Genomic DNA, 19,594 nt, shown 5'->3' on the forward strand with positions numbered 1-19,594 from the left:
CATGGCAACGACAGCAGCTACCGAACCATCCCCCGTGGATCCTGACATTGGCGCAGGGCCCAGCGGGTTCTTTTCTGCGCGCCCGCAATGGTTGCAGCGCTACCCAGTGCTGGCCGCGCAATTGCGCGGCTTTGCCCTGGTCGCCATCATTTGCACAGTGATCTCCATGACCATTTTTGCCAGTTTGCGCCCCCTGCTGGGCCTGCAATGGGCCAACGCCTTGTCCCTGATCCTTTGTTCGGTGCTCAATACTGACCTGAACCGGAGACTGAGTTTTGGCATCACGGACCGGGCGCTGTGGTGGCGGGACCAGCGGCGCGGCCTGTGGGTCATGTTGCTGGCGCTGATGTTCACCAGCGGCAGTCTGTGGGTCCTGCACGAGGTCTCCCCCAACGCCTCACTTCTTGTGGAGCTGGTGGTGATAGTCGCCGGGAATGTTGCCTCTGCGTTGACCCGCTTCCTGATGATGCGGTATTGGATTTTCCGCAGGCTGCGCCGCCCCGCCACCACGGGTTAGCGTCGCGGCGAAGCCGGGCGCGCAGCAGTTCGCTAGTTGGTGTGCTCGTAGGTCAGGCAGTCGGCGTTGTCTGCGCCGGGCCCCACACGCACCGAGTCGGCACCGCACATAAGGTGATCGTTGTGGATGCATTCGGTGCGCTGGCAAGCGCCCACTGACGCCAGCACCTTCGGCAGGCCGCCATGAACGCCGGTATCAATGAAGGTGGCGCACTGGGCGTGGTCGGCGTTACCACCAATGGTGATGCCCGCGGCCCCGCAATGGGTGTGATCGTTGAAGGAACAGTTTTCCACGGCGCATTCGGTGACGGGAACTGTGGCAGTCATGATGCTCTCCTTGCGTGCAGTAATCCGGCCGTGCGTGGCCCGATTTCTTCCTACCGTACGCCCAAACACGGCCAACTAATTAGTGCCAATTTTCTGCCCTAATTCGCCTGCTGATTTCTGGGCTCGCCTTGCCTCAGCGTCCCAGCTTGCCCACCGTGGCCACGGCCGCCACCAATTCACGCACAGCTAGCACCAAATCATTCTCGGCAACGTCCGCGCCCAAGCTAAATCGCAAGGCCGTCTGCGCCACGGCGCGTTCCACAGCCATGGCGCTCAACACGGCTGAGGGTTCATCGGAGCCGGCGGCACAGGCCGATCCGGAGGAGCACATGATGGATTGCCGCTCGAGTTCCAACAGCAACGACTCCCCACTGGTCCCTGGGAAGCAAAACGATGCCACGCCGGGCAGGCGGCTGCTGCGATGACCCGTCAAACTGGCCGCAGGAATTTGCTCCAACACGCTGTCTATGAAGCCGTCCCGAAGGGCAGCGACGCGAACCGCGGACTCTGCCCGGCCCGTCTCGGAGAGCCCCAACGCCGTGGCCAGGGCCACGGCGAACGCCACATTTTCAGTGCCTGAGCGGATGCCGCCTTCCTGGCCCCCACCGTGGATCAGCGGTTCCAGCGGCACTGAGCCCTTCACGTACAGCAAGCCAACACCCTTGGGTGCCCCCAGCTTGTGCCCGGAGATGCTCAAGGCATCGACACCGAGCCGGTTGACGTCCAGATCCAGCCAGCCAGCCGCCTGGACGGCATCGCTGTGGAACGGTACGCCGTGACTGCGGGCAATCCTGGCCAGCACGGGGATGTCCTGGATCGTGCCCACCTCGTTGTTGGCGTACATGACCGAAGCGATGGCCACATCCGCGCCGGGCACCTGCGTGCCGCCGTCGTCCCTGCCTGCCCCAGCACTGCCTGCCCTAGCACCGCCCAGCACCGCGGCGAACACCGCAGGATCCACCACGCCGTCAGGGCCCACGGGCACCAGCTCAACCACAAAACCGTGAACCCGGCTCAGGTAGTCGGCGGAGTCGGCAATGGCAGGATGCTCAATGGCGCTGATGACAACCCTGTTGCGGGCAGGATTGGCGGCCCGACGCGCCAAGGCAATGCCCTTGAGCGCCAGATTGTCCGCCTCGGTACCTCCGGAAGTGAAGATCAATTCCTCGGCGTGGCAGCCCAGAACGGCCGCGCATTGCTCCCTGGCCGCTGCCAAGGCTGTGGCTGCCAGCTGCCCCAGCTCATGGTGGCTGGAGGGGTTGCCAAACTGGTTCGTCAGATACGGGAACATCGCCTCAATGACCTCGCGCCGGACGGGCGTGGTGGCTGCGGCGTCCAGGAAGATCACGGCTCAGGCCTCGATGGCGATGTCCAGGCCAAGGTCCAAGGCCCGGACGCTGTGGGTGAGCGCGCCAACGGAAATGATGTCCACACCTGTTTGGGCAATCGCGGCGATGGTGCCCAGGTTGACGTTGCCGCTGGCCTCTACCAGCGCCCGGCCACTGACCAAGGCAACACCCGCCACCAGCTGCTCATTGCTGAAGTTGTCCAACATGATGGTGTCCACGCCGGCTGCCAGCACTGCTTCGATTTGCTCAATGCTGTCCACCTCAACCTCAAAGTGGACGGTGTGAGGCAACTGCGCCCGCACCCCGGACAGGGCAGCTGCCAGCTCGCCCAGGTCTCCCCCGGTCAAGACGGCCAGGTGGTTGTCCTTGGCCAGGACAGCGTCGGAAAGCGAGAACCGGTGGTTGTGTCCGCCGCCGCAGCGAACAGCATGGCGTTCGAGCACGCGCAAACCCGGGGTGGTTTTGCGGGTGTCCGTCACCCTTGCCTTGGTGTTCGCGATCAGGGCCGCATATTCCGCCGTCTGGGTTGCAATGGCGCTCATGCGCTGGGTCAGGTTCAGGGCAATGCGCTCAGCCGTCAGCACACCGCGGGCCAGACCCGTGACGCGCATGATGCGGGTGCCCGCGTCAAAAGGCTGCCCATCGGCAATCAGCTGCTCAACCTGGGCCCTGGGGTCCTGCATGAGCATGGCAGCTGTGAACACCTCGCCGCCGGAGAAGATGCCCGGTTCCCGGGCGACCAGCCAGGCCGTGGCCTGGGCCTGGGCGGGCAGCAAGGTGGCGGAGGTGATGTCACCATACGGGGCATCCTCCAGGAAGGCAGCCCGCAGGATGGTCTCCACGGCCGTGGCCGGGAGGGCTGGCAACGTGGCTGTTGCGGTGGCTGCGGGCGGGACTGTGTGGAGCGCGTTCATACTGATTCACTTTCAAGTTCGGCAAGGCTGGTGGTTTGCTCCGTGGCGGGGCAGGAGTTGGTGTTGATCCAGAAGCGGGAGGCACGGGTGCCCTGGTCGCCACCGGGGTGGTCGCTGCGGCAATGGGCACCCACCGACTCCTCACGGGCCAGGGCCGCATGCACCAGAAGTTCTGCCACCAAGAGCAGGTTCCTGGATTCGGCGGCCTCCGCCGAGGTTCCTGCGATGCCTTCGCCGAGGGACTGCGAGCGCCAGTTAGCGAGCACGGCTTGGGCGTGACGCAGGCCCGCCCCGTCCCGGACCACACCTACATGGCCGCTCATCAGGGAGCGCAGGGCCAGACGGCTAAACGGCTCTGCCGCCGGGGCTGTGGGCTTTTTCGTGGCTGTCGGTTCAAGGACACCCGGGCGCACCGTGCCCGTAACGGGTAGTTCAGGCCAACTGGCGGCGAGCGGATGCGCGTCCTGCGCTTCGGCGCCCTGCGTTTCGGCGTCGTGTGTTTCGGCAAGGAACGCAGCAACGCCCCGTCGGCCAAAGACAAGCCCCTCAAGGAGCGAGTTGGAGGCCAGCCGGTTGGCGCCGTGGACTCCCGTGCAGGCCACCTCGCCTGCGGCGTACAACCCGGGCAGGGACGTTTGGGCGTTGAGGTTGGTGGCCACCCCACCCATCCAATAATGCGCCGCCGGCGCAACCGGCAGCCATTCCCGTGACCAGTCAAAGCCCAGTGCGCCGGTCATGGCGTCAATCGTGGGGAACCGCTTGGCCAGGTACCCGGCACCATGGAGCTTCTCCACGGCCGTGGCGTCAAGGAAAACGGTCCGGGGCGAATCTGCGGACGCGGCACCTTCGCTGCTGCGGGCCAGGTGGGCGGCAATGCTGCGCGAGACCACATCGCGGGGCGCCAGCTCGCCGTCGGGGTGGAAGCTGAGCATGAAGGCCTCGCCGGATGCGTCGCGGAGCACGGCCCCGGCTCCCCGTACGGCTTCGGATATGAGGAAGTTCTTGCCAACGGCCAGGGCGGTTGGGTGGAATTGAAAGTACTCCAGGTCCGCCAGCAGTGCCCCCGCCCGCCACGCGGCGGCCACGCCGTCGGCCGTTGCCACCTCGGGGTTGGTGGTGAATTCAAAGAGCTGGCCGGCACCGCCGGTGGCCAGCAGGACGGCATCGGCAGGCAGGGTCACGGAGTCCGCGGCCTCGCGCGAACGGCGGAACAACACACCCGTCACACGGCCTTGCCGCACCAGCAATTCCTGCAAAAAGGCGTCTTCTTCAATGGTGAGGGTGCCCAGGGCGGCCGCGTCAAGCACGGCCCGGATCAGGCCGTCGGCGATGGCCGCCCCTGTGGCGTCGCCGCCCGCGTGGAGGATGCGGGCAGCCGAATGCGCCCCCTCCAGGCCCAACGCCCGGCGCCCGGTCTCCGGGTCTCGGTCAAACGCCACACCGAAACGTTCCAGCGCTGCGATATCTGACGCTGCCTCGCTGCACAGGATGCGCACGGCTTCAAGATCACATTGTCCCGCCCCGGCCTTGAGCGTGTCGGCAATGTGCGCGGCAACACTGTCCCCGGGGGCGGCCTCTCCCGGGGACAGCACGGCACAGATCCCGCCCTGGGCAAAGTGGGTGTTGCTGTGGGCGAGCTTGCCCTTGGTCAGCAGCGTCACCCGCAGTCCCGCCTCGGCGGCCAGCAGCGCGCTGTACAGCCCAGCTATGCCGCTGCCCACCACCACCAGGTGCGAGTTGCGGGCTGTCATGACAGCGGCGCAGCTGGTTGGGCCTGGCTGGGCTTGGCCGCGAGCATCCGTTCCAGGGCAATGCGGGCGTTGACGGCCGTGGCTTCCGGCACCGTGATTTGATTGAGCACCTCACCGCGCAGCAGCCCCTCCAGCACCCAGGCCAGGTAGCCGGGGTGGATCCGGTACATGGTGGAGCAGGGACAGATCACCGGGTCAAGGCAGAAGATGGTGTGCTGCGGGTACTGTGCCGCCAGCCTGTTAACCATGTTGATCTCGGTGCCAATGGCGAAGGTACTGCCGTCCGGGGCGCCTTGGATGGCTTTGAGAATGTAGTCCGTGGAGCCGGCCTCGTCAGCGGCATCCACCACCTCCATGGGGCACTCCGGGTGCACCACCACCCGCACGCCGGGGAAATCAATCCGGGCCTGCGCAATCTGCGCCACGGTGAAGCGCTTGTGGACGGAGCAGAACCCCTGCCACAGCACCACCTTGGCATCGGCCATGACCTGTTCGCTGTTGCCGCCCAGAGGCATGCGCGGGTTCCACAGCGGCATGTTCGCCAACGCAACACCCATGGCCTTGGCCGTGTTGCGGCCCAGGTGCTGGTCCGGGAAGAACAGCACGCGCTGGCCCCGCGCAAAAGCCCATTCCAGCACTGTTGAGGCGTTCGATGAGGTGCACACAATGCCGCCGTGCTCACCGCAGAAAGCCTTCAGCGCAGCCGAGGAATTCATGTAGGTGACGGGGATGACAGGAACCCGGCCCTCGGCGTCGGGCTCGGTGCCATAGAGCTTTTCCAACTGGGCCCAGCAGGCCTCTACGGAGGGCAGATCCGCCATGTCAGCCATGGAGCAGCCCGCGGCCAGGTTGGGCAGGATGACCGATTGGTGACTGCCCGAGAGCATGTCGGCCGTCTCGGCCATGAAGTGCACACCGCAGAAGACAATGGCCTCGGCCTCGCTGCGGTTCTTGGCGGCGTTGGCCAGCTGGAAGGAGTCCCCCACAAAGTCGGCAAATTCCACCACCTCATCGCGCTGGTAGAAATGCCCCAGCACGACGACGCGTTCCCCCAGTTCAGCCTTAGCGCTAAGGATGCGCGCCTTGAGCTCGGCGTCGGAGGCGTCCTTGTATTCCTGCGGCAGCTGGCCCTGTTGGGGGGTCTCCTGGGGGGCCTTGTCCTCGCTGGAGGCGCCGGGGCCGTAGCCCGGAGTGCCGGCGAGCGCCTCGGCCAGGTCAAATTCCCAGGGGCCCTTGGAGAGCTCGGTGCTGCAGCTGGACTGCTCGCGGCCGGCCTTGCCCGCGGCAAGGGCTTCCTCACGGGTCATGAGCTGGATGGTGGTGTTGACAGATGACATGGCTTGCTCCGTAGCGGTGACGTTGGTCCGGTAACAGGAAAATGCTGGGGTTTTGGGGAGTTGCTGGTGCCTAGGGTGACGGCGAGTCGGAGAAGGTGTCTCCGGTGTAGCGGTAGAGCCTGGGGGGACGGTGCTTGCCGCCCTGCAGGTACTCGTCCGTGGCTTCAATGTGCGCCGCCTGTTTGAGCTGGCGGCGGAAGTTGGCAGGATCCACGGTCCTGCCCAACACGGCCTCATACACCTCGCGCACCTGTGCCAAAGTGAACTTCTCACCCAGCAGGTAGTAGGCGATGGAGCCGTAGGTCATTTTGTTGCGCAGGCGCCACAGGGCGTAGTCAACAATTTGCTTGTGGTCAAAGGCCAGCTCGGTCAGCTCGTCAGCCCGGAACCACTTCACATTTTCGGATTCCCTGGCCATGGCAGCCTCGGTGGATTGGACCATGGCCCAATACACAATGGAGACCACGCGCTGGCTGGGTGAGCGGTGCAGGCCGCCGAAAGCGTAGAGCTGTTCAAGATAGTTCGGCGCCAGCCCGGTGGTGTCCGCCAAGTTGCGGGCGGCAGCATCCTGCAGGGAATCGGCCTGGGTCAGCGGACCGCCAGGCAGCGCCCACTGCCCAATGAACGGCTCACGGATGCGGCGCACCAGAGGAAGCCACAGGGTGGGGCGGCCGCTGGATTCGCTGGGCCGCAGGGCAAAGATGACGGTGGAAATTGCCAGGGCAGGTGCTTGTGCCAGCCGTTCGCTCACATTGGCGGCCCCCACAGGCAGCGGGACCGCTGGCAGCCGGACCTCTGGCAGCTGGACCTCTGGCAGCTGGACCTCTGGCAGCTGGACCTCTGGCAGCTGGACCTCAAGGGGCGCCGCGGCCGGGGCAATGCCGGCGAGCGTGCCTGACCCTACGCTGGAACCAAGCCTGGACTGTTGCTGCATTTTCACCACCCCGAACTATCAAATCTAGTTATAGTCAACTTGACTACAACTAAGCTTACGACTCAAACAACGCATCAGCAAATAGTGTCCAGAGTGATCCCCGCCATAAGCCGATGACAAAGTCCCGCTGTTTTCGGGGGATAATCCTAGGCAGGGCACTATCGACTTGTTGCCCGCACCGCTTGCTTTCTCAGCTCTTGCGGTATGTCCCACACCCAGGAAGCACTTGCCCCATGAGCCCCTCAAAGCCAACACCCAAGGGGCCTGTTGATACAGGCGCCAATCAAAGCGCCCCCTCACAAGCAGGCTCGGGCACCCCCGGGGGAGATGTGAAGGACCACTCCAACGCCCGCAGTGGGGGCCTGGGCCACTCGCTGAAACAACGCCAACTCACCATGATGGGGCTCGGCAGCGCCATCGGTGCGGGGCTCTTCCTGGGTTCCGGGAAGGGTTTGGCCGAGGCCGGGCCCGCCGTCCTGATTTCCTACCTGGCCGCGGGCACCCTGATCATCCTGGTCATGTGGGCGCTGGGTGAAATGGCTGCCGCCCACCCAAACTCCGGCGCGTTCTCCGTGTACGCGCAAAAGGCCATGGGCCCGGTGGCCGGTTCCACGGTGGGCTGGCTGTGGTGGCTGCAGCTGGTGGTGGTGATTGCCGCCGAAGCACTCGGGGCGGCCGCCCTGCTAGTCAGTGTTTGGCCGGTCATCCCCGTTTGGGCGCTGACCCTGATTTTCATGGTCACCTTCACGGCGATTAACCTGACGTCGGTGAAAAACTATGGTGAATTTGAATTTTGGTTTGCGCTGCTCAAGGTTGGCGCCATTGTCTTGTTCCTCGTGTTTGGCGCGCTGCTCCTGCTGGGCTGGCTGCCCGGGACACCGTCACCGGGACTGGGCAATCTAGTCAACAACGGCGGCTTTGCCCCGAACGGCCTGTCAGGAATAGCCACCGGCCTCTTTGTGGTGGTCTTTGCCTTTGGCGGCACGGAAATCGTGGCGGTCGCCGCCGCGGAGACAGCGGATCCCCAGCGCAGTGTGGCCATTGCGGTGCGCACAGTTGTCTGGCGCATCCTGGTGTTCTACATTGGCTCCATCTTCATCATCGCGGTAGTTTTGCCCTGGAATTCACCGGATCTCAGCTCCCCGTTCGCTGCCGTGCTCAACGTCGCCGGGATTGAATGGGCCGGCACGGCAATCACGCTGGTGGCCGTGGCTGCGTTGCTCTCGGCGTTGAATGCCAACCTCTACGGCGCCTCCCGCATGATTTATTCGCTGGCTGACCGTGGCGAGGCCCCCCGCATTTTTTCCCGCACCACCGCGCGCCAGGTTCCCTTGGCAGCCGTGGCCGTTTCGGTCAGTTTCGGCTTTGCCGCTGTAGTCCTGGAGCTGCTGTTCCCGAACCGGGTCCTCGACGCGCTGCTGAACTTGGTGGGGTCCACCTGCCTGATCGTCTGGGGCATCGCCTTGGTATCACAGCTGATCCTGCGGCGACGCGCGGACCGGGACGGTACCGTCCTGCCCCTGCGCATGAAGGCGTTTCCCGCGCTGACCATCTTCGGGCTGGTACTTCTGGCCGCGATCTTTGCCGTGGGCTTCATCGGAGAATCCAGCCGGGGCCAGCTGTTCGGCACGTTCACCCTCGTGGCCGGCATCGCCGTTGTTTGCGCACTGGCTCAACGCTTCCAGCGCCGTCCGGTGTCAAGCTAAACCACCCCTCAGTTGGACGGCGTGCGCAACGGCGCGCACACCGTTCACCGTTCGCCTGAAGTTTTCGCTACTCTGGACGTACGACGGCGGCGCGGGCCACCGCGTGGAAGGTGGAGTCATGAATGCCCCAGGCAAGCACACAGTAGCGGTGGCTCCCCACAGCGTGGAAGGCGGGGATACAGGGCTGAACGTTCTGGTCTTTGACAGTGCCACACCGGCCCCACTGCCTCCCGTGTTTTTGATTCACGGCTTTGCCTCATCCGTGGAGCTGAATTGGGTCAAAACCGGCTGGGTCAAGGCCCTCAATGATGCCGGGCGCCACGTGATTGCCGTGGATCTGCCCGGCCATGGCAGCAGCAGCTCCCCGTACGACTTGGACTCCTATACGCCGGGAAAGATCCGCGCCGATCTGCTGCAAGTCCTCGTCGATCAAGGAGTGCGCCCCTTGGTGCCCGGGGAACCCGGCAGCGGTGTCGATGTGATCGGCTATTCACTGGGTTCGCGGTTGGCTTGGGAATTTGGCGCCACGCAGCCGGAACTGGTCCGTAAAATGGTGTTGGGCGGACCCAATCCACAGGACCCGCTGGCTGATTTTGACCTGGCCGCGGCCCAGAATTTCCTCAACGACGGCACCCCCATTGCCGATGAGTCAACAGCATGGCTGCTCAACATGGCCCAGCTGGTCCCCTCCAACGACATTTTCGCCCTGCTGTCACTGATTCAGGCAGTCAAAATGGAACCCTTTGATCCCACGGACGCCGTGCCGCGCATGCCCGTTTTACTGGTTGCCGGGGAACATGATGAAAGGGCCGCCACCATGGACCGCCTGGCCGGGCTTTGCACCGGTGCCACCATGATGGTCGTAGCGGGGCGCACACACAACAACACGGTGACCTCCAGAGAGTTTAAGGCTGCTGCGCTGAATTTCCTCGGCTGAGGTTTTTTCGCAGCACAACGGCTGAGACAACACCCATCACAAACAGGGCGCTGGCGGCAACAATGGGGACCACGAATGCCGTGTGGTAGCCCACGGTTTGGGCCAGCGAACCGGCGATCGAGGATCCCAGCGCGGTGCCTGCCACAATGCCGCTGGCCAGGGCTGTCATGACCGTGCCCATCCACTGTGGCGGGGCAATGACGCTGCCCACACTGAAAATGGTGACCATGGTGGGACCAACAGGGAGGCCCACCAGCAACAGGACGATGATCATGGAGCCCAGGGAGTCCGGCAGCAGGAAGGCCAGGGTCCCGGCGGCCATCAGCCCGGCCGTCAGCACCCAGCGCCAGGCGTGCCTGAAGGCCACGGGCCAATAGGCCACGGACAGGGCGGTCACTGCGGAACTGGCACCCATGACGGCATACATCAGTCCGGCCTGGTCCACGGAACCGTGCACACCGGTGAACGCCGTCAAGGCTGTCTGGGAGGATCCGAAGAACGCCCCCATGCAGACCATGCCCAACACAGGGACGGCAACACGCAACCATTTGATGGGTTCGGCGGGGATGTATCCGGCGTTGCTGGTCACTGAGTTTTGGCGTGCTCCGACGGCGGCCTGGGTGGGGTGGATGGCAAAAAGTGTCACCAGTGTCACCGTCATGGCTGCGGCCAGGACCAGTGGCAGCCAGGGTGCCACGAGTGATGCCAGCAGGCCAACCAGGGCCGGCCCCAGCACAAAGGTCACTTCGTCGGCGGTGCCTTCCAGGGACAAGGCCGTGTCAACCAGTGGGCCTTGTTCCTTCTTGGGCAGCTTCTTGCTCAGCGCCATCCACCGTACCCGGGACAACGGCCCCACCTGGGGAGAACTGGCCCCGGCCAGCAGCGCAGCGGCCAGCATGGCCACGGTGGCGCCAACGGTGAATTCGCCGATGCCGTAGGCCATGAGCACCACGGCGCACACCAGCACGGCGTTGGACACCGCGGAGACCAGCAGGACTCGTTTTTGGCCGAACCTGTCGGCGAGATACCCCACCAAGGGGGCACCAATGGCCGCACCTACACCCACGGCACCGGCGGCGTAGCCACCAATCGCATAGGACTCACTGACGGCCGTGACCAGAGTGAGGACACCAATGGTGAGCATGGCCAGGGGCACGCGGGCAAAGAGGCCCAGCGGGATGTAGCTTTTCCCGGCCAGCCGAGGCAGCATGCCATAACGGCCACCCTTGCCCGCGTTGTCTGGGGCGGGCGGCTCAGGGGTGGAAATGGGGTTCGGGAGGCTGGGAAGTGAGGAAGTCATGTGTATCCGGTCAGCTCAAAATACGCGTGCACCGTCCCCCCACCCGGTACACCGAACCCAAATACGTTTCCAGTCTAGTGGGGATCGGGCCGGGCCGGAACTATTCGAGGCTTCCCACTGTCAGGGTGGAACCGCTGCGGCCCTTCAAGACGTGCAGGTGCATGGGGATCCGTGTCTTCATCTCCGCCACGTGGCTGACCAGGCCAATCATGCGCCCGCCGTCGCGCAGGCCTTCCAACGCATCCATGACTTGCTCCAGGGATTGCTCGTCAAGGCTGCCAAAGCCCTCGTCAACGAAGAGGGTTTCCATGTCCAGTCCGCCGGATTCCTGCTGCACAACATCTGATAATCCCAGCGCCAGGGACAAGGACGCCATGAACGACTCCCCACCGGACAACGTGGCGGTGTCCCGGCTCACGCCGGTCCACTGGTCAACGACTTCCAGGCCCAGCCCCGATTTTCTGTTTCCGCCGGTTTTTGCGTCGCTATGGCGCAGGGTGTACCGGGCGTCGCTCATGGTAGACAGGCGCAGGGACGCCGCCTGGGCCACCTGTTCCAGCCGGGCCGCCAAAACATAGCTGGTCAGCGTCATCTTGTACCTGTTGTCACCGGATCCGCGCACCACATCAGCGAGCCCGGCCAACAAAGCAGCCCGTTCACGCAGTGGCGCCACGGTTGCCTCCAGCTTCCTGAAGGAAATTTCCGTGGCCGCAAGCTGGCCCGCAGCCGATTCTGCCAGCCCCAGAGCCACGGCACCGGCACGTGCGTGAGTTTGGGCGTCCTTGGCCGCACTGCGCAGGGCCTCTAGTTCCGCAACTGTGGGGACGGGGACGTTTGCCGCTGCTTCCTGAGCGGCCAGTACCGCGTCGGCTGCCGCCAGTCTGTCCGCGTTGACAGCAACAGCCCTGGTGTAGTCCTTCAAGTCCTTGTCCACGGCCGCCGCCTCCGAAGGGCTGAGCAGGGCTTCCTTGACCTGTGCAACATCGGAAAAGTCGGATGCCGCCAGGGCTTGTGTCAGGGCAATGGCTGCCGCTTCCTGGGCCTGCATCGCCGTGCCGCGCTCACGGACGGCTCGCAAAAGCGCATCGGCGGGCACTTGTGCCTGGGTCAGGGCGGCCTGCCGCAACGCCAACGACGGGTATCCGTCGCGGGCCAGCGTCAGCTGCTCATTCAGGAGCTCAATTTCTTGGCCCAATGCCGCATTGGTGGCACTCAGTGCAGCCGCGCGTTCTGCCGCGGCCAGGCCGGCTGACCGGGCCGCGGCAAGGTGTTCCTCGTGGGTGGCGGCCTCGGCGGCCAGGGCGGCAATCTCGCTCACAGTTTTGCTGGCCCGTTCATGGGCCATCGTTGCCTGCACCACCGCATCCTGTGCGTCGTTGAGCTTGCCCGTTCCTCCGCGTTCCACCAGAACGGCCAAAGTGCTCTGGCCCTGAGCCAGCTCCGTACGTGCCGTATTGGCCATTTTCTCGGCCAGTTCGTGGGCCTGCTTGGCTGCTTTCTCGGCCTTGGGCAGGTCTGCTCCGGAGCTGGCTAAGGGAGAGGGGTCCGGATGCACTGTGCTGCCGCAAACTTGGCACGGGTCGCCGTCCACCAAGTCGGCCGCCAGTTCACCGGCAACCTGGCTGAGCCGGCGATCGAAGGCCTGAAGCCACGTTTCCTTGGCGTCGAGAGCCTGGCCGCGCGCACTGCTTTCTGCCTCCGCCAGGTGCGTGACCAACAGTTGTTGGGCTGTGTGTTCGATGATGGTGTGAACAAGGCTCTCTGCCTGCTGTGCTGCTTGTTGTGTGAGTTCCACGCTCTGCGCGCCCTCACGCAGTGCCGTCAGCTGTCCTTGAATCTGGTCTAGTCGTGTCCTTGCCGCACCCACTGCTTCGCCTTGCTCTTGCTGGAGCGTCAGGACAAGCGAAAGCGAGCTCCGGTTGCCGGCGAGCAAGGTGGTTTTTTCACCGAGCCGCACTTCATCCGGCAGCACGGCTGCCACAGCGGCCAGCTGTGTTGTCAGCTCACGGTCCACGGTTTCCAAGGCGCTGGCGCCAGCAGTATCCACGGGTTGGCCCAGCAACGCCACGGCCACCTCATTGGTGCTGAAACTGGCCGCAGCAGAGGCCACCATTGCGCGCGCCTGCTGGCCAGCCTGAGATGTTGTCACAGCAGCATCCACCACCGCCGCAAGGACTTGGGCTTCGTGGTGCTGTTCCTGCTGGTGGCGCCATAGCCGGGACTGCTCAGCCAGCCCGGCGAGCCTGAGCTGTTCCGCCACTGCCGAAGCCAGCGCCGTGTGGCGCGCGCTGCGGGCCTGCGCGTCCCGCACAGCCTCCTCAAGGTGATCGTGTTGTTGCTCTGCCTGCGCCGCACGGCCTTGCGCGGCCGCAACCGCCAGCGCCACCTGTCGACCCAGTTCGGCAAATAGCTCCAGGCCGGCAAGTTCTGCAATGTCCACTGCGTCCGTGTCCTGCTCGGGCGGGGATGCTTGGGCTTGAGCGGCAACGTCGGCGGCCAGGGTGGGCGCGCTCTGGCTGCGGGCCAACTGCTGCGTAGCTGCCAACTCATTCAGACCGGCAGCAACATCAGTGTTTGCCTGTCTGGACTCGGCGGTCAGGCGGACCTCCAAGTCCTTGTAAATGTCGGTGCCAAAGAGTTTTTGCAACAATGTTTGGCGTTCCTCGGCAGTGGCACGCAGGAACGCGGCAAAATCCCCCTGGGCCAACAAAACCACTTTGGTGAACTGGGCCATGGTCATGCCCAACAGTCCCTGAATTTCAGCCGCAGCTTCATCGTTGCGGGTGGACTTCACTTCCCAACCGTCGGCGGTTTGCTCGCGCAATTGGGTGCTGGCCTGCTCCCGGGTGGTGCCCTGGCCGCGCTTTACCGGACGCATCCACTCGGGCTTGCGCTGGACCTCCAAACGCCGCCCGCCGGCACTGAATTCACACAAAACCTCGGGGCCAACACCCTCGCCCGCGTGGTGGCTGCGCAGCTGCCCGCTGGTGCCCTGCCTTGCTCCTGGAACCTGTCCGTAGAGGGCGTAGGCAATGGCGTCCAGGACGCTTGTCTTCCCGGCTCCCGTGGAACCATTGAGCAGGAAGAGGCCCTGGGCACCCAACTCGTCAAAGTCCACCACTTCACGCCCGGCAAACGGACCAAAGGCCTGGATTTCCAAACGGTGAATCCTCATAGGGACGCCTCCTGTACCCGGACCGCAGTCAAGGCTTCGCGCAAAACTTTTTGTTCGTCGTCGTTCGCGGGCCGGTGCCGCACATGGTCAAGGAAACCACAGCAGAGGTCCAGCTCATTGGCCGCGGCGGAAATCCGCTCACCGTAACTTTGTTGATCGGACTCACGCGCAATGTCCGGGGCGAACATCAACACCAGCGTGTTGGGGAACCGCACACGCAGCCGCTCCATGGCCTGTTCTGGGCGGTCGTTGTCGGTGAGGGTGATCTGGCAGAAGTGTTCTTCCGCCTGGTCAAAATCGACTGACGAGAGCAACTCCTCCAATTTGCCGCTGAGGATGCTCAACCCACGCTCCGGCGCCCAGTCCACCTTGCGCACCTCCCCCAAACCCGTGGCAGTGATTTCCACCAGCCACGCACCCTTGTTGTGTTTGGCTTCGGAGAAGGAGTACGGCAGCGGCGAACCGGAGTAGCGCACCGAATGGCTCAGCGTCTGGGGCCCGTGCAAGTGCCCCAGTGCCGCATAGCTGAAGGGCTCAAAAAGGTCCAGGGGGACGGCACCAACACCCCCAATGGACAGTTCACGTTCACTGGCCGAGGAGATCCCGCCGCTGGCAAAGGTGTGGGCCAGAACCACACTGGGGGTTCCTGGCGCGCGCGTGGCCAGATCTGCAGCAATGAGTTTGAGGGCTGCCTCCGTCACGCTGAAGTGTGTGGGGTTTTCCACGCCCAGATCTTGGGCTGCCAGTCGGGGTTCCAGAAAGGGAATGCCGTAAATGGCAACGGTGGCAGGCGGCTCGCCGTCGTCGCCGCTGGCACCGCCATCCAAGGGAAGCAGAATTGGCACGGCCAGATCCGCCAGCCGCGTGCGCAAATGCACACCGGCGCTCTCCAGCAGCCTGCCACCAAAGCCAAGCCGTGTCGCGGAATCATGGTTGCCACTGCTCACCACCACCTGCACGCCGGCAGCGTTGAGCCTGGCCAGGATGTCATCGAAGAGATTCACAACATCCACGCTGGGCAGTGCGCGGTCGTAGACATCCCCGGCAACCAGGACCACATCGACGTTTTCTGAGGTGACTGTTTCCAGGAGCTGATCGGCAAACCGGTGTTGTGCAGCGAGGGTGCCAACACCGTGGAAGGACCTGCCCAAATGCCAGTCGGAGGTGTGAAGTAGCTTCATGGTTCCACGCTATAGGAGGGCACCGACATTTCTGTCACAGCCAGGGCGTGCGGGTGGAGGCCAGACCGGGGAAGAAGCTTAGCGGCGCGCTTTTTCTACGGTCAAAGCTTCCACAGCAGCAACATTTGCCAGCTTGGCACCGTAAATGACTGCTGTGACCAGCAGGGCGCACGCTAGGAAAACCATGACGAGCTGGGTGTTGGGGTCCTCCAAGAACAATAACCCGGCCAAGGAAATGGCTGCCGCGGCAATGCCACTGACCCAGAGCGGCTGCACGGCGGCGGCGTGCCCGGCCTTCCAGGTGTCCTCATTGACCATAGTTTTGGCTGTTCGAATGCCAAGCAACGGATTCTTCTTGATTTTCCCTGCGGCGCACGCATGATTGGCGGCAGCAATGCCCAGTGAGCACGCGGCAAGAAACAGGAGGGAGAAGATCAGCATCCACCAAGCCTAGCGCCAAAGCCAACTGACCCGCAGAAAACGCCGAAAATCACGGTAAAACCGTGAATTTTCGGCGTTTTCTGCGGGTCAGTTGGAAAAGGAAATGCGGGTTACTTCTTGCGGCCGTCGAAGAACGCCTGGGCGTCGTCAATCACGGCCCTGTCAGTAGCGGCACTGTCACTATCGGCACCGTCAGTCTTAGCACCCTCAGTCGGGGCAGCCTTCCGGGCAGCTGCGCCGTCGTGGCCGGATGCAGGCACTGGCTTGGGCAGCTTGTCCGTCTCGACCTGCGTTGCCGAAGAATCCGAAGAATCGGAAGAATCAATGGTGGCGGCATCAGCTGCGGGAGCAGCGGCGTCGTCCGTCAGATCCGCAGCAACCAGGGACGCGGAAGGAGCGAAGGAACGGAAAATGGCTGCGGCCAAGGCTGCACCAAAGAGCGGGGCGAGCCAGAACAACCACAGCTGGCCGGCGGCCCAGGACTCGGCCAGGAAAACCACGGAGGTGGCGCGGGCCGGGTTCAGCGAACCGTTGCTCAGGGGCATGGTGATGCCGATGGCCACAGCAAAGCCCAGGCCAATGCCGACGGGGCCAAGCGAGGTGGTGTTGCGGGCAGAGGTTATGCCCAGAATCAGTGCCGTCAGCACGGCAACGGCAACAATTTCCACGATCAGCACGCCCACCATGGGCACCTGGGACGGGGAATGCGAGTCAAAACCGTTGGCCAGTGCGCCGAACAGTTTGGGCGTTTCGGGGGTGGCACCGGCCGGCATGACCTTGACCAGGGCCAGCAATACAGCAGTTGCCAGCAGGCCGCCAACAGTCTGGGCCACGATGTACAGGGCCATGGCCGAGTACTTCAGGCGGCCGGCAACGGCCATGCCCAACGAAAACGCCGGGTTGAAGTAGCCGTTGGAGATGTGCCCGAAGGAAATGATGACGGCCACCATGGCCAGCCCGTAGGCGAAGCCCACTGTGGAGCCTGACCCCGTTGCGCTAAACAGTGCCGTGGCCAGACCTGCAAACACAATGAAGAAGCTGCCCAGCCCCTCAATGGCAACGCGGGTACTGAGCGGGTAGGCATGCGCCGTAGCCGTTCCGGGTGTAGTCATGGTGTTGAAATCCTTCGGTAGGAAACATAAAGTCAAGGGCTGCGCCGGGGACTAAATCCCCAAGGCCATGGCACACATGGTGGCGAGCGCCAGAGCAACTATAGCGGCCGATGCTGTGCGTACCATAAGAGTCGGCACGGTGATGTGGGCACTGCTCTCCAACACCCCAACCCCGGCGTGCAGCAGGCGGATCCGGACCACCGAACACATCACCAATATGATGGTTGTCACACTGGCCACCACGGCGCAGATGCCCAGCCCAACGATATGGGCCGGGCTGCCCTGGCCTATCAATGAGGCACTCTCGGCAGCAGTTTGGGTACCCGCAAGGGCTTGGATCCAGCCGCGCCAAATCAGGACACTGGCGATGATTGCACTCATGACGGTGCGCCGCCAGGCCAGAGCCGTCCGCTCGGGCTGCAGCCCGGGGTCCCTGGCCGGGGCGTGCGTGGCACCCAAATTAGGGCCGGACCATAATCAGGACGGCAAAAACGATGGCCGCCAGAGAGACCACAATAGTCATCCCGAGCATGAGCCAGGAATGCGGCAGCTCTTCATCGTTGCGCATGGCTTGTTCCTGATGGGCCCAGCGCCGGTAGCTGACCACCGCCAGCACGGCCCCAATCAGGGCCAGCACCATGCACAAGATGATGCGCACCACCGGCGGTGCTATCTCCGGTGCCAGCTGGTCAATGGCCACAGCCCCTGCCAGCAGGGCCAGTGCAGTGCGCACCCAGGCCAAAAACGTCCGCTCGTTGGCCAGGGAAAACCTGTAGTCAGGCATCGTCCCGGTCCGTCGCCACGCAGGCTCGCGCATGGGTCTCCTCATTAGTGTGGGGTGGTTGTTCAGCTACGAGTCTACTGGGCATGAATGTCCCACCGAAGGACGGTAAATTAGTGTCATGACAATTGCAGCGCAGTCCCCCGGCGAGCCAACGGCCAGCTTTGCCAGCCGCGTCCAAGGAACACTCATGGGAGGCGCGCTGGGCGACGCCTTCGGCTATTTGGTGGAGTTTGATTCGCTGGCAGAAATCACCGCCCGGTACGGCCCGTCCGGCTTGGTTGACTTGTCCCAGGCTCAGATGCCGGTGCATTTTTCCGACGACACCCAGATGACCCTCTACACTCTGGATGGTTTGCTGGATGTCCTGGAATGGGCCAACAACGGCGTGGGCGCGGACATCAACGCCTGCCAGTGGCTGGCATACCTGCGCTGGTTCAAGACCCAGGGTGTTCCCGGCGCCGAGCACGCCCCCGAGCAGGCGCCGCGCTGGATTGATGCCCAGAGCGTCCTGCACCACCAGCGCCACCCGGGAAGCGCCTGCCTGAGCGGGCTCGCCACGGGTGAGATGGGCACGGCTTTCCGGCCCGTGAACCTTGATTCCAAGGGCTGCGGGACGGTCATGCGCTCCGCTCCTTACGGCCTGCTGCCCAATGTTGAGGCCGAAACCGTCTACAAGATGAGTTCCGACGCCGCGTCCCTGACCCACGGACACCCTTCCGCGCGCCAGAGCTCCGGGGCGTTTAGCTGGCTCATCCATGAGCTGGTGGTGGGCGGCTTGCCGCTCCGGGCTGCGGCCGAGTCCGCCCGGGACCGTGCCGCTGCCGAGCCCTCCCCCGACGCCGAGCTGCTCGCCCGTCTGGCGGCGGCCCTTACGCTTTCCACGCACGACGGCGAACCCCTGAACGGCGATTCCCTCACCGCCGCGCTGGGCTTGGGTTGGGTGGCGGAGGAGGCTCTGGCTGTGGCCCTCTACGCAGTGCTGGCCACCGCAGCAACGTCGTCCTCGCCCGTGGAACACTTTCTCGCTGCACAGCGTTTGGCCGTGAACCACAGCGGCGACAGTGATTCCACCGGATCCATTGCCGGGAACATCCTTGGTGCGCTCTACGGGGAAGCGGCCTTGCCGCCGTCGTGGCTTACGCTGTGCGAGGCACCGGCCCTGATTCGCCGCCTGGGAGCTGACTTCATCAAGCTCACCACCGGGGAGTAACTTGGCGCTGGCGCTCTCAACTATTGCGCAGTCAGTTAGTGCCCAGTCAGTGCGTGCGCAGCGTGAAGTTGGCGCATTCGGCACAGATGCTGGCGGGGATGAGCCCGCGGCGCTGGAGCCAGCCAAAGATCAGGCAGCCCAGGCACAAACCGATAACCGCCTCGAGCGAGGCGGCCATCAGCAGCATGACCATGAGCAACCAGCCAAGGGGTGCCACGCCTGACAGGAGCAGCACAAACGCCGCGATGGACAGGACAGCACCAATCCCCTGGGCGAACCGTTTTGGCGGGCCAGGCACCAATTTGGGTGCGCCCAGGCGCGGGGCCAGGACCTTCACAGACAGTTGGGCGGCCGGGGAAATGCGTGGGCCAAAGGCTACGCGCAGCGCAAATCCCGCCGCGATGATCCCCACCAGCCACACGATCGATCCAACCACTGCCACCAGTGCCAGGACCACAATGATGCCGGCGGTGAATCGTGCCGCGTATTCATTGACCGGGTTCGGGAAGGCGAAGAACCGCTTGAGGGCGCCGGGCCGGGGAGGCTGCACGGAATCGGCTGCGGCGTGGAACTTCGCTAGCTGTGTCATGTTCCCACAGTAGGACGCGGCAGCACTGGAA

Annotated in this window: 18 protein-coding genes; 4 read left to right on the top strand and 14 right to left on the bottom strand. The window is 64.1% G+C overall.

The window, feature by feature from the left end:
- Position 1: 1 nt before the first annotated feature.
- A complete protein-coding gene (locus tag CVS28_RS06050; RefSeq protein WP_103480998.1) occupies positions 2–517 on the top strand; it encodes a GtrA family protein in 516 nt (171 codons plus the stop codon).
- Between the two features lie 32 nt (positions 518–549).
- On the opposite strand, the gene CVS28_RS06055 is transcribed toward CVS28_RS06050, so the two are convergent.
- From CVS28_RS06055 to CVS28_RS06080, 6 genes are all read right to left on the bottom strand, one after another.
- Positions 550–843, bottom strand: a complete 294-nt coding sequence (locus tag CVS28_RS06055) for a DUF1540 domain-containing protein (RefSeq protein ID WP_103464498.1) — start codon at positions 841–843, stop codon at positions 550–552.
- A 133-nt stretch (positions 844–976) separates the two neighbouring features.
- Positions 977–2,191, bottom strand: a complete 1,215-nt coding sequence (locus tag CVS28_RS06060; protein ID WP_103480999.1) for a cysteine desulfurase family protein — start codon at positions 2,189–2,191, stop codon at positions 977–979.
- A gap of 3 nt (positions 2,192–2,194) precedes the next feature.
- On the bottom strand, positions 2,195–3,106 hold the full coding sequence (gene nadC, locus CVS28_RS06065; protein ID WP_103481000.1) for a carboxylating nicotinate-nucleotide diphosphorylase: 912 nt from the start codon (positions 3,104–3,106) through the stop codon (positions 2,195–2,197).
- A complete protein-coding gene (locus CVS28_RS06070; RefSeq protein ID WP_103481001.1) occupies positions 3,103–4,857 on the bottom strand; it encodes an L-aspartate oxidase in 1,755 nt (584 codons plus the stop codon). The genes nadC and CVS28_RS06070 overlap by 4 nt, the downstream gene beginning before the upstream one ends.
- Positions 4,854–6,194 carry a quinolinate synthase NadA gene (nadA, locus tag CVS28_RS06075; protein WP_103481002.1) on the bottom strand — a complete coding sequence of 447 codons (1,341 nt, stop codon included), beginning with the start codon at positions 6,192–6,194 and terminating at the stop codon, positions 4,854–4,856. The genes CVS28_RS06070 and nadA overlap by 4 nt, the downstream gene beginning before the upstream one ends.
- A 70-nt stretch (positions 6,195–6,264) precedes the next feature.
- Positions 6,265–7,128, bottom strand: a complete 864-nt coding sequence (locus tag CVS28_RS06080; protein WP_103481090.1) for an NUDIX hydrolase — start codon at positions 7,126–7,128, stop codon at positions 6,265–6,267.
- A 233-nt stretch (positions 7,129–7,361) separates the two neighbouring features.
- On the opposite strand from CVS28_RS06080, the gene CVS28_RS06085 reads away from it, so the two are divergent.
- Both CVS28_RS06085 and CVS28_RS06090 read left to right on the top strand, forming a co-directional pair.
- The gene (locus CVS28_RS06085; protein ID WP_103464503.1) at positions 7,362–8,834 is read left to right on the top strand and encodes an amino acid permease; all 1,473 of its coding nucleotides are present in this window, start codon (positions 7,362–7,364) and stop codon (positions 8,832–8,834) included.
- Positions 8,835–8,952: 118 nt separating this feature from the next.
- On the top strand, positions 8,953–9,771 hold the full coding sequence (locus CVS28_RS06090) for an alpha/beta fold hydrolase (protein ID WP_103481003.1): 819 nt from the start codon (positions 8,953–8,955) through the stop codon (positions 9,769–9,771).
- Here CVS28_RS06090 and CVS28_RS06095 read toward each other — a convergent pair.
- From CVS28_RS06095 to CVS28_RS06125, 7 genes are all read right to left on the bottom strand, one after another.
- Positions 9,740–11,071, bottom strand: coding sequence for an MFS transporter (locus CVS28_RS06095; protein ID WP_103481004.1), 1,332 nt, complete (start codon positions 11,069–11,071; stop codon positions 9,740–9,742). The two genes, CVS28_RS06090 and CVS28_RS06095, sit on opposite strands and share 32 nt — an antisense overlap.
- Positions 11,072–11,171: 100 nt before the next feature.
- Entirely contained in the window at positions 11,172–14,246 is a 3,075-nt protein-coding gene (locus tag CVS28_RS06100; protein ID WP_103481005.1) for an AAA family ATPase, read from the bottom strand.
- On the bottom strand, positions 14,243–15,427 hold the full coding sequence (locus CVS28_RS06105) for an exonuclease SbcCD subunit D (protein WP_103481006.1): 1,185 nt from the start codon (positions 15,425–15,427) through the stop codon (positions 14,243–14,245). The genes CVS28_RS06100 and CVS28_RS06105 overlap by 4 nt, the downstream gene beginning before the upstream one ends.
- A 78-nt stretch (positions 15,428–15,505) precedes the next feature.
- On the bottom strand, positions 15,506–15,868 hold the full coding sequence (locus CVS28_RS06110; RefSeq protein ID WP_103464508.1) for an SdpI family protein: 363 nt from the start codon (positions 15,866–15,868) through the stop codon (positions 15,506–15,508).
- Positions 15,869–15,978: 110 nt separating this feature from the next.
- Positions 15,979–16,980, bottom strand: a complete 1,002-nt coding sequence (locus CVS28_RS06115; RefSeq protein WP_103481007.1) for an aquaporin — start codon at positions 16,978–16,980, stop codon at positions 15,979–15,981.
- 51 nt (positions 16,981–17,031) lie between these two features.
- Entirely contained in the window at positions 17,032–17,439 is a 408-nt protein-coding gene (locus tag CVS28_RS06120) for a DUF202 domain-containing protein (RefSeq protein WP_103464510.1), read from the bottom strand.
- 1 nt (position 17,440) lies between these two features.
- A complete protein-coding gene (locus CVS28_RS06125; protein ID WP_103464511.1) occupies positions 17,441–17,797 on the bottom strand; it encodes a YidH family protein in 357 nt (118 codons plus the stop codon).
- Between the two features lie 85 nt (positions 17,798–17,882).
- On the opposite strand from CVS28_RS06125, the gene CVS28_RS06130 reads away from it, so the two are divergent.
- Complete coding sequence (locus tag CVS28_RS06130) at positions 17,883–18,974, top strand: ADP-ribosylglycohydrolase family protein (RefSeq protein WP_103481008.1); 1,092 nt, start codon at positions 17,883–17,885, stop codon at positions 18,972–18,974.
- A gap of 46 nt (positions 18,975–19,020) precedes the next feature.
- On the opposite strand, the gene CVS28_RS06135 is transcribed toward CVS28_RS06130, so the two are convergent.
- On the bottom strand, positions 19,021–19,563 hold the full coding sequence (locus tag CVS28_RS06135; protein ID WP_103464513.1) for a DUF4395 domain-containing protein: 543 nt from the start codon (positions 19,561–19,563) through the stop codon (positions 19,021–19,023).
- Positions 19,564–19,594: the final 31 nt, after the last annotated feature.

The sequence above is a fragment of the Arthrobacter glacialis genome, from assembly GCF_002909415.1.
Taxonomy (GTDB): domain Bacteria; phylum Actinomycetota; class Actinomycetes; order Actinomycetales; family Micrococcaceae; genus Specibacter; species Specibacter glacialis.